Genomic DNA, 9,917 nt, shown 5'->3' on the forward strand with positions numbered 1-9,917 from the left:
AAAGACGGTCAGCTCCTGCCGGGGCCGCCGTCCGTCACCGTGACCCGGCCCGAGTACGCCGAGGTGCCGTCCGGGTTGAGCTGGAGGATCGGGATCTCCTTGGTCTGGCGGGCGCCGCCCTCGACGATCCTGATCGGGCCGCTGGCGCCCTCGACCGCCACCGTGCCGCTGGTCAGCATGTTCGCCATGTCCTGCGGCGAGGGCACGTCCGGCTCCCGGGCGAACGCCTTGGCCGTCTCCAGGGCCACGAACATGGCGTCGTGGTGCATGATGGCCATGCCGTCGTCGAGGCTCTCGTGCGGGAACATGCGCCGGAAGCTGTCGGGGTCGTCGCCCTCGAACCTGGCCCGGATCGCCGTGAGCACCCCGCCGCCGGGCAGCGCGAGGCTCGCCGGGTGCGCCAGGGCCGTGTAGAAGAGCCGGATCCGGGTGTCCCCCCACATGCCGAGGTCGACCTTGCGGTTCATCTCGCTGGCGTCGTCGCCGGTGATCACGGTGACGCCGGGCCGGACGCACCGCTCGCGCTGGCTGAGCGCCTGCATCAGCGCGGGCAGCTGCTCGCTGCGCCCGGCGTACAGGACGGTGTTCGCGCCCGAGTTGCAGACGCGCTCGGCGATGACGTCGAGCACGGTGCCGGAGAACCTGGTCGAGGAGTCGAAGGACAGCTCCATCACGCGTTCCCGGCCGGCCAGCGAGCCGGTGTAGAACCGGGCGAGCGTCTTGACGTAGCTGTCGGCCGGGTTGAGGTCCTTGATCACGACCGCCCTGAGCCCGGGGTTGACCTTCCTGGCGTGCACCACCCCGGCCTGGGCCTGCTCGCTGTTCAGGGCCGCGACGCGGGCCAGGCCGGGGAAGCCGGTGAGCTCGTCGGAGGTGATGACCGCCGAGACCATCGCATACCGGCTCGCGCTCAGGCTCGCGACCGTCCCGCGGGTCGCGCCGGTGCTGGCGCCCAGACCGGTCACGGCCACGATGTGCTCCTGCGCGGTCCGGTCCCGGACGGCCTCGACCGTCGGCTCCCAGTCCTGCGGCCCGTCGCTGGCGACCAGCACCCGCACGTACGGCGGCGAGGACGGCTGCCGATTGCGCCACACCTGCGCCAGGTGGACGCCCTCCAGGCCGTGCCTGATGCTCTCCCTGTTCAGGGCGATGTCGGTGAGGGAGCCGGTCATCGGGAACATCGCGACGACGGTCACGTAGTCGTCCGGGTGCTCCTTCTCCACCGCGGCGTTCTCGGCGGCGATGCGGCTCATGACCGGGGCCAGGTCGGGGCCGAAGGCGTCGCCGTCGTCGGTGAGCCGCGACGTCCTGACGTAGAGCCCGAGGACGACGACGGCCGCCACGACGAGCACCCCCGCCAGCGCCCTGCGCAGCAGGACGCGGTTGCGGCGGCCCGCCGCCCACTTCGCGCCGACCTCCGCCGGCGCCGGATCGCCCGCCCCGGCCGTGCCGAGGTCACCGTCGTCGCTCATACCTGTCGGCCTCCCGTAACAAGATCGCCGGACTGGTGGCCGACCGCCTGGCCAGGTCCCGCAGCCCGCGCGCGACCTGCTCGGCCCGGCTCCCGGACGGGTCGAGCAGCGGGTCGAGCCAGAACCAGCGGTCCACGACCAGGGCCCTGACCACGACGAGCCAGTCCCCGCGCTCGTGCGGGACGGCGGTCGCCACCAGCGAGTCGTACAGCTCGTCCAGGGGGGTGACCAGCGGCAGCCGGTTGGGGGCGGTGGTCACCTCGTTGAAGCCGGCCAGCCATTCCGGCAGGCGGCTGCGGCCGTCCTCGCGCACGTCGAGCCGGTCGAAGAGCCGGTGCAGACGATCGACGACGTGGGTCAGATGGCCCTCGGGGTCGTCCCGGCCGACGCGGGCCAGGCGGTGGTGCAGGCTGCGCGGGTTCTCCTCGCCGCCGGGGCCGAGGTGGAAACGTTCCAGGTCCCCGTGCACGTCGTCCCAGCGGCCGGTGACGGCGAGCCGGTGCAGCAGCAGCCGCCGCAGCCACGGGTGGATCACGGTGACCTGGGGGCCGCGCGCTCCCTCGTAGCGGCCGTGCGGGTCCCGCTCCTCCGGACGGCGGTCGAGCCAGAGCAGGTCGGCCAGCTCGTTGCGCAGGTTCGGCGTCCGGCCGGCCCGTTTGAGCAGGGCGCTCTCGGCGTCGTCCACGTTCCTGGCCGCCGCCCAGTCGGTGAGCTCGTCCAGGTGGGCCAGGTGCAGCCGGTCGGGCCAGCGCAGCAGGTCCTCGCGGCACACGACGGCGCGGAAGGCGTCGTCGTCCTGGGCCGTGGCGGCGAGCCTGCCCAGGCGCCGGGTCACGGCCGGATGGCCGCCGGTCAGCTCCCGGACGGCCGAGGCGTAGGCGCGCGACCTGTCGGCCTCCAGCGGCGGCATCAGCACGGGGTACCACCACGGCTGCTCCCGGGCGTCGTAGCCGGCCCGCCAGTCGCGGTAGCTCGCCTCCGCCAGCGTGGGCGGGTGGGCCGCACCGGGCACGATCGTGCCGGGACGCGCCCACGAGCCGCCCATCGGCAGCCACTCCTTCGACTCCGCCACCACCAGCAGCGGGTCGGCGCCCTTGGCCGGGCCGAGCGCCCTGAGCAGCGCGCGGCCCGCCGCGGTCTCGGCCCCCTCCAGCAGCAGCAGGCAGCTGCGGGCGTGGCGGTGGCTCTTGGACCAGGAGTCGGTGAGGTCGGCGACGAGGGCCCGGCACAGGATCGCCCCGGCGGACCCGGACGGGTCGCCGCCGTGGCCGTCCTGCCGCCTGGCCAGGTCGAGCACGTTGCCGTTGGCCATCTGGGCGGCCAGCCACGTCCTGCCCTTGTCGTTGAGCAGCCTGACCACGCGGCGGCGCTGGCCCCGCGCGGCGTACTGGAGCACCGAGGTGAGCGCGGCCAGCGGCTCGGCCCCCGGGATGCGGCCGAGCAGGTCGCGCAGCAGGGACAGGGCGTCGGACAGCCGCTCGGGGTCGCCGCCGTCCACGAGGTCGTCCAGTTCGCCGGCCAGCTCGTTGTCGGAGCGGTCCCGCGGGTCCAGGGCCAGCACGTGCAGCGCGAAGACCACCCGGGGCAGCCGGACGCTGGAGGTCTCCATCAGGTCGTGGGCGATGCGCTCGACGGTCTTGACCACCGGCGCGTCGCGCAGCCCCGGCAGCCGGAAGTCCACCCGCACCCGGGGCGACTCGGGCCTGGTGACGCTCCTCCAGACGCGGGTGAGGCACACCTCGCGGTCGGTGCCGTCGGGGCCGAGCAGCACGATGACCGGGAGCCGGTCGCCGCTCCCGAGCGGGAGGCACTCCTTCGTCACCAGGCGAAGGTGCGCGTCGTTGAACGAATCCGCCATCGCAGCAACCTGCTTGGTCGTCGTCAGCCGGTGCGTGCCCGAGTGAGCATCGCCCCGCGGACGCTCGTTCCCATCATAGAAACGAACATCGGACGACGCGGAGAAATCCGGATGAATCCGGAGCCTCCGGCCGACGCCGGAGGCTCCGGCCGGGGTCAGGGGTGCGGGCGCTCGTCCACCACCTGCAGCACCTTCCCGGTACGCGGGTGCGTCACCAGCTCGGACGGCCGCACCCATTCGACGGTCAGCGGGTGCACCAGCCCCTCGGCCACGGACTTCGGGTAGAGCGGCTTGGCCGCGTACACGGCGTCCACGAGCCGCCGGGTCAGGCCGGGCGGCGGCTCCTGCGTGCAGGCCAGCCGGAGCAGCAGGCCGTCCTTGCCGTCCCAGCGGCGCTGGACCATCTGCATCGCCGACATCGCCCGGTCCGGGTCGGCGGCGACCAGCACGGCCCGGACGGCCTCGCTGGACATCGCCACCGTCTCCACCCTGGCCCCCTCCGACGTCCTGCCGACCAGCCGGAAGGCCCGGCATTCCGCGTCGGTCCACTCCCCCAGGTCGCCGACCGGGTAGCGGATGACCGGCATCAGCGTCCTGAACAGGTTGGTGACGACCACCCGCCCGCGCACGCCGGGCGTGGTGACCGGGTCGCCGGTCACCTCGTCGAGCAGCTCCACCAGGGTGCGGTCGGGGAACGCCGCGTGCACCCGCACGTCCGCGCCCGCCACGGGGCCGCCGATCAGCCCGGCGTCCACGGAGGCGTAGCCGAGCGAGGCGATCGCCGCGCCGGGGAAGGCCTTGGCGAGCTGCGGACGCAGGTCGTCGAAGAGCAGGTCGCCGGCGAACAGCAGCAGTTCCACGGTGTGCGCGCCGCGCCCGCGCGCGATCACCGCCTCGGCCACCTTGCCGAGCTTCATCGGCGGCCCCGCCAGCACGTGCACGCCGAACAGCTCGATCAGGTCGGCGATGTAGCCGTCCTCGGCGTGGCAGGCGATGGGCAGGCGCACGTTGTCCACGGGGGCGTTGTGCAGGGCGTGCTCGATGTAGAGGAAGCCGCCGTACATCTCGCCGGCGGAGAACAGGTTCGCCACCCGGTGGCCGGGCCGCAGGCCCGCCCGCACCATGCCGGCGCCGAACGCGGTCACCGAGTCGGCGTGCTCGGAGCGCGTCCAGGGGGAGAACTTGGGCGCCCCGGTGGTGCCGCCGGAGGCGTAGACGCCGGCGTCGGTCAGGGGGCCGGTCAGCAGCCTGTTGTCCGGGTAGGTGTTGGCGGCCCAGAAGGCGTTCTGGTCGATGATCGGCAGCGCGGTGAGGTCGTCCACGCCGTCGGGCAGGTCGCGGTAGAGCTCGGCGTAGAACGGCGAGTGCCGGCGGGCGAAGTCGATCAGGTCACGCAGGGACTTGGCGGGCATGTGTCACTCCTTGGTCGTCGATGCTCAGATCCGGCTGTGGGCGAGGCTCGGGACCCGCGCCAGCACCCGGCGGCGGTAGAACCACCAGTTGGTGGCCAGGAAGACGGCGTAGGCGCCGATGAACACCTGGAGGGCGGGCGCGACGGAACCCGTCCCGGCCAGCGAGACGGCGAAGCCGCGGGGGATGAGGAACCCGCCGAACGCGCCGACCGCGGAGGCGATGCCGATGGCCGCCGCGGCCTCGCGCCTGGCCCGCAGCCGCGCGTCCGGAGACCCGTGCCGGGCCTGCGCGGTGAAGATGGCCGGGATCATCCGGTACGTGGACCCGTTCCCCGCCCCCGAGGCGACGAACAGCAGCAGGAACGCGCCCAGGAAGAGCGGGAAGCTGTGCCGTCCGAGCGCGGCGAGCGCGGCCACGGCCCCGGCGGCCATGGCGACGAACGACCACGAGGTGACTTTGGCCCCGCCGTGCCGGTCGGCCAGCCAGCCGCCGACCGGCCGCGCCAGCGACCCGGCCAGCGGCCCGAGGAAGGCCAGGTACGGCGAGGCGGACTCGGCGAACGCCGACCGGGCGACCAGCGGGAACGCCGCCGAGTAGCCGATGAACGAGCCGAAGGTGCCGATGTACAGGAAGGACATGACCCAGGTGTGCGGACGCAGGAACGCCCTGCCCTGGGTGCCGAAGCCGGTCCTGGCCACGGCCAGGTTGTCCATGAACAGGTACGCGCACAGCGCGGCGGCCACGACGAGCGGCATCCACACCAGCCCGGCGTACGCCAGGCCGCCCGCCGCCACCAGCGGGATCAGCAGTTGCACGACCGCCACGCCCAGGTTCCCGCCGGCCGCGTTCACGCCCAGCGCGAACCCCTTGCGCCGCTCCGGGTAGAAGTAGGAGACGTTGGCCATGGAGGAGGCGAAGTTGCCGCCGCCGAGCCCGGCCGTGGCCGCGGCGGCCAGGAACATCCAGTAGGGCCTGGCCGGATCGGTGACCAGCCAGGCCAGCAGCCCCGTCGGCGCCAGGAGCAGCAGGGCGCTGGCCACGTTCCAGTTGCGCCCGCCGAAGGCCGAGACGGCGAAGGTGTAGGGCAGCCGCAGCGTGCTGCCGACCAGGTTCGGCACCGCGACCAGCCAGAAGAGCTGGTCGACGGTGAACGGGAAGCCCGCCTTCGGCAGCAGGACGACCACGGCGCTCCACAGCAGCCACACCGCGAAGCCGAGATGCTCGACGAAGATGGAGAAGATCAGGTTCCTGGTGGCGACGCGGCGTCCGACGGCCGCCCAGAACCCCGGGTCCTCGGGTTCCCAGTGCTCGATCCAGCGTCCGGTCCGCCGGTTCATGAGGTTTTCCCTTCGTTGGTGGGACGGCCGGCGACCACGACGCCGTGGCCGCGGAACTCGGCGACGACCTCGCCGGCCGGGCGGCGCACGGTGACGTCGTAGACGCCGTGCCGGCCGTGCCTGGCCCGTTCCGTGGCCTCGGCCACCAGCACGTCGCCGGCCGCCGCCGGGCGCAGGAACGTCACCTGGGCGCTGTGGGCCAGCATGACCGGGCCGCGGCTGTTGCAGGCGTGGTCGAAGGCGGCGTCGGCGAGCAGGAACAGGTAGCCGCCGTGGGCGACGCCGTGCCCGTTCACCATGTCCTCGGTGACGCGCATGCGCAGCCGGGCCCGGCCGCCGGCGGCCTCCTCCAGCGCGATGCCGAGCGCCCGGCAGGCCGGATCGGGGCCGGTCGCGGAGCCGGTCGCGGAGCCGGTCGCGGAGCCGGTCGCGGAGCCGGTCGCGGAGCCGGTCGCGGAGCCGGTCGCGGGGGCGGTCATGGGGGCGGTCATGGGGGCGGTCATGGGGTGGCTCCGAGCCAGGTCCTGGCCATGGCCTGGACGGCCGAGCCGTCGGGGTCGGCGAGCTTGCCGGCCACGTACCGCGACACCCAGGGCCCGGTCGGGATGCGGAAGGGCGGGTCGGCGGCGGTCAGCGCGGCCACGATCACGTCGGCCACCTGCCAGGAGGTCTGGCCGGCGCCCTCCCAGCCGGGGCCGCACACCCAGTCGAGGTAGGCGTCGAAGGCCGGGGCGTACGGGCCGGAGGCGGCCCGGATGGTCTTCCGGTTGATGTCCGGAAAAATCCCGAACCGGGTGTCGGAGACGAAGCCGGGCACCACCACGCTCACCCGCACGCCGTGCGCGGCCGCGACCGGCGCCAGGCTCTCCATGAACCCCTCGACCGCCGCCTTCGCCGCCGCGTACGCCTCGTTGAACGGCTGGCCGACGACGCCGTGCACGCTGCCGACCGTCACCAGACGCCCTCCGGCGGCCCGCAGCAGCGGCATCGCCACCCGGCTCACCTCGATCACCCCGAAGAAGTTGACCTCGAAGTTGGCGCGCAGCGCCTCCGGCGTGGACATCTCCATCGTCGGGTCGAAGTTCGACACGCCCGCGTTGTTGACCAGCGCGTCCAGCCCTCCGTACGTCTCGCGCACGCCCTTCACGCACGCCCGCGCCGAGGCGGGGTCGGTGACGTCCAAGTGGCGGACGTCCAGGGTGACGCCGGCCCGGTCGGCCGCCGCGCGCAGGTCGCCGTCGCGTCCGGGGTCGCGCATGGTGGCCACCACCGTCAGTCCGGCCCGTGCGGCGGTCACCGCGGTGGCCAGCCCGATCCCCGACGAGGTCCCGGTGATCAGCACAGTCGTCATGACGCGCTCCCCGCCAGGTGCGCCCGCGGCTCGGCCCGGTCCATGTGGGCCTGGATCCCCGAGGCGGGCAGGAACGAGAACGCCGCCAGCAGCGTGCCGCCGGCCATGACGGCCTGCGCCGCGCCGAGCACGCCCAGCGCGGGCGTCAGCAGGGTGACCGCCGACCCGCCCGCGAGCGCGGCCAGCGGGATCACCCCCCAGGTCGCCGTGCGGAACGCGGCGTGCATGACGCCCTGGTTCTCGGCGGCCATCCGCGACTGCCGGATCGGCGCGCTGCACACGTTGATGCACGACATGAAGAAGCCGTAGCAGCCGAACGTCACGCCGATCACCGCCGCGGCGGGCAGCGCGGGCGCGGCCAGCACGCCGAGGCCGACCAGGCAGTGCAGCAGCAGCGCCCAGGCCATGGTCCGGCCGAGGCCGAGCCGGTCGCTGATCTTCGGTGCGGCCAGCGCGCCGAGCACCGCGCCGACGGCCGCCGCCGACATCGCCGCGCCGAACACGCCCACCGAGACGCCGAGCCCCTGGTAGGCCAGCACCGGCAGGACCGTGACGAAGACGGGCCCGCCCGAGTTGAGCACCACCGCGGCCAGCACCACCCGGCGCAGCACCGGGTCGGCCCAGTTCAGCCGGAAGCCGAGCATCAGCCGCGAGCGCACCGGCACCCGCTCCCCGGTCGTGACGCCCCACGGCTTCATGGCCCGCAGGCAGGCCGCCGAGACCAGGTAGCTGGCCGCGTCCACGAGCAGCGAGGCGACGCCGAGCAGGTGGTACAGCCCCGCCGCGATCGACGGCCCGGCCACCTCCGACACCGTGCTGCTGCCCTCCAGCCGCGAGTACGCCCGCACCAGCCGGTCCTGCGGCACGGTCGTCGGCACGGCGACGAGGTAGCCGATGTTGAAGAAGATGGTCGCGCCGCTGATCAGCGCCACGCACACGAACAGCACCGGCGTCGAGAGCACCCCGCACCAGTACGCGACCGGGATGACCCCCACCGCCACCAGCCGGACGAGGTCGCACACGACCATGGTCAGCCGCTTGTCCCACCGGTCCACGAGCACCCCGGCGATCGGCCCGAGCAGCGGGATGCCCAGGTACTGGGCCATGGCCACGACGCCCACCTCCAGCGCGGAGGCGTGCAACACGAAGATCATCAGCGTCGGCACGACGAACACGGTGATCCGGTCGCCGAGCAGGCTCACCGTCTGGCCGCTCCAGTAGAGGCCGAACTCCCGGCCGAGCGACCCCGGCATCCTCACTGCTCCTCCCGCACGACGAAGGAGGAGGTCTTGCCGGTGCGGTCGTTGCCGATCAGCGCGTCCACCGTCCGGACGCGGAAGGAGCCGGGGTCGTGCTGGAAGGCCGTGCTGAGGGTGAAGGTGGCGGCCAGGAGGTCGTGGCGCAGCCGTTCGGGCAGGTCGGGCGGGGTGTCGGGGCCGGTCAGCAGCAGCACGTCCACGCCGGAGACCCGGCCCTGCCGCTCGGTGATCAGGACCTGGGCGCGCAGCACGCCGGCCTCGCGCTCGGCCTGGGCGACGACGTCGTCCACGTGCAGGCCGAGGCCGCGCACCTGGACGACCGAGTCGCGACGGCCCAGGACGCGCAGCGCCCTGCCGTCCCGGCCGCACGGGCAGGAGACGAGGCGGCCGGCGTCGCCGGTGCGGTAACGCAGCACCGGGTTGAGCATGTCGGGGTTGAGCGTGGTGAAGTCCAGCAGCTCGTCGGCGTCGCTGTGCACGAGCTGGTCGGGCAGCGGGTGGAAGACGTCGGCCGGGCAGTCCGGGGTGTTGGTGGCGGCGACCCAGGTCTCGGTGCTGCCGAACATGCCCCAGCGGCGGGCGTCCGGGGCGACCTCGGCCAGGTCCTCGTCGAGCTGGGGATGCCAGGCCTCGCCCAGCCAGAGCACCTTGCGCAGCGCGGGCAGGCGCAGGCCGGCCGCGCGGGCGTGGGCGAACCACAGCCGCAGGACGCTGGGCGTGCCGCCGAACGCGGTCACCTTCCGGTCGGCGAAGAAGCCGAGCCAGTCGCCGTACTCCTCCTTGCCGACCGAGCCCAGGGCGATGACGCGGCAGCCGGACAGGTCGGCGAAGGCGGCGGCCAGGAAGTGGGCGCCCCACATGCGGCCGGCGCCCCAGGCGTTGACGAAGACGTCGTCCGGTTCGAGCGGCTGCCAATGGCGGTGCACGCCGTCCATGTAGAAGCCGGTGGGGGCGTAGCCGACCTTGGGCGCGCCGGTGCTGCCGCCGCTCTGGAAGAGCCAGGTCGCGCCCTGTCCGGACTTGGGCTCCAGGTGCGCGAGCGCGACGTTGAGGTCGTCCTTGACCAGCGGCGGCAGGGCGGCCAGGTCCTCCAGCGTGAGCACCTTCTCGTGGCCCTCGTAGCGCGGCGCGAGCGCGGGCACGCTCCTCAGCCGCTCCAGCGAGCGCCTCGGGACGCGCAGCAGCGGCTCGGCCGCCGCGGACGTCAGCGAGAACGATTCGGTCATG

Annotated in this window: 8 protein-coding genes; all 8 read right to left on the bottom strand. The window is 73.8% G+C overall.

Features of this window, described 5'->3' with window-relative positions:
• Positions 1-8 precede the first annotated feature (8 nt).
• The 8 genes from ACIBQ6_RS46070 to ACIBQ6_RS46105 all read right to left on the bottom strand — a co-directional run bounded on the left by ACIBQ6_RS46070 (position 9) and on the right by ACIBQ6_RS46105 (position 9,916).
• Positions 9-1,472, bottom strand: a complete 1,464-nt coding sequence (locus tag ACIBQ6_RS46070) for a hypothetical protein (RefSeq protein ID WP_397219021.1) — start codon at positions 1,470-1,472, stop codon at positions 9-11.
• The gene (locus ACIBQ6_RS46075) at positions 1,456-3,330 is read right to left on the bottom strand and encodes a hypothetical protein (RefSeq protein WP_397219022.1); all 1,875 of its coding nucleotides are present in this window, start codon (positions 3,328-3,330) and stop codon (positions 1,456-1,458) included. The genes ACIBQ6_RS46070 and ACIBQ6_RS46075 overlap by 17 nt, the downstream gene beginning before the upstream one ends.
• Before the next feature lie 155 nt (positions 3,331-3,485).
• Entirely contained in the window at positions 3,486-4,742 is a 1,257-nt protein-coding gene (locus ACIBQ6_RS46080) for a hypothetical protein (protein ID WP_358292682.1), read from the bottom strand.
• A 24-nt stretch (positions 4,743-4,766) separates the two neighbouring features.
• Positions 4,767-6,080, bottom strand: coding sequence for an MFS transporter (locus ACIBQ6_RS46085; RefSeq protein ID WP_358292680.1), 1,314 nt, complete (start codon positions 6,078-6,080; stop codon positions 4,767-4,769).
• Positions 6,077-6,583 carry a hydroxyphenylacetyl-CoA thioesterase PaaI gene (paaI, locus tag ACIBQ6_RS46090; RefSeq protein WP_397219023.1) on the bottom strand — a complete coding sequence of 169 codons (507 nt, stop codon included), beginning with the start codon at positions 6,581-6,583 and terminating at the stop codon, positions 6,077-6,079. The genes ACIBQ6_RS46085 and paaI overlap by 4 nt, the downstream gene beginning before the upstream one ends.
• A complete protein-coding gene (locus tag ACIBQ6_RS46095) occupies positions 6,580-7,431 on the bottom strand; it encodes an SDR family NAD(P)-dependent oxidoreductase (RefSeq protein ID WP_397219024.1) in 852 nt (283 codons plus the stop codon). Before ACIBQ6_RS46095 ends, paaI begins: the two co-directional genes overlap by 4 nt.
• Complete coding sequence (locus tag ACIBQ6_RS46100; protein WP_358292670.1) at positions 7,428-8,684, bottom strand: MFS transporter; 1,257 nt, start codon at positions 8,682-8,684, stop codon at positions 7,428-7,430. Before ACIBQ6_RS46100 ends, ACIBQ6_RS46095 begins: the two co-directional genes overlap by 4 nt.
• Positions 8,685-8,686: 2 nt before the next feature.
• Positions 8,687-9,916 carry a phenylacetate--CoA ligase family protein gene (locus ACIBQ6_RS46105; RefSeq protein ID WP_397219025.1) on the bottom strand — a complete coding sequence of 410 codons (1,230 nt, stop codon included), beginning with the start codon at positions 9,914-9,916 and terminating at the stop codon, positions 8,687-8,689.
• Between the last annotated feature and the right edge of the window lies 1 nt (position 9,917).

Origin of the sequence: Nonomuraea sp. NPDC049655, assembly GCF_044465465.1 — a bacterium.
Taxonomy (GTDB): domain Bacteria; phylum Actinomycetota; class Actinomycetes; order Streptosporangiales; family Streptosporangiaceae; genus Nonomuraea.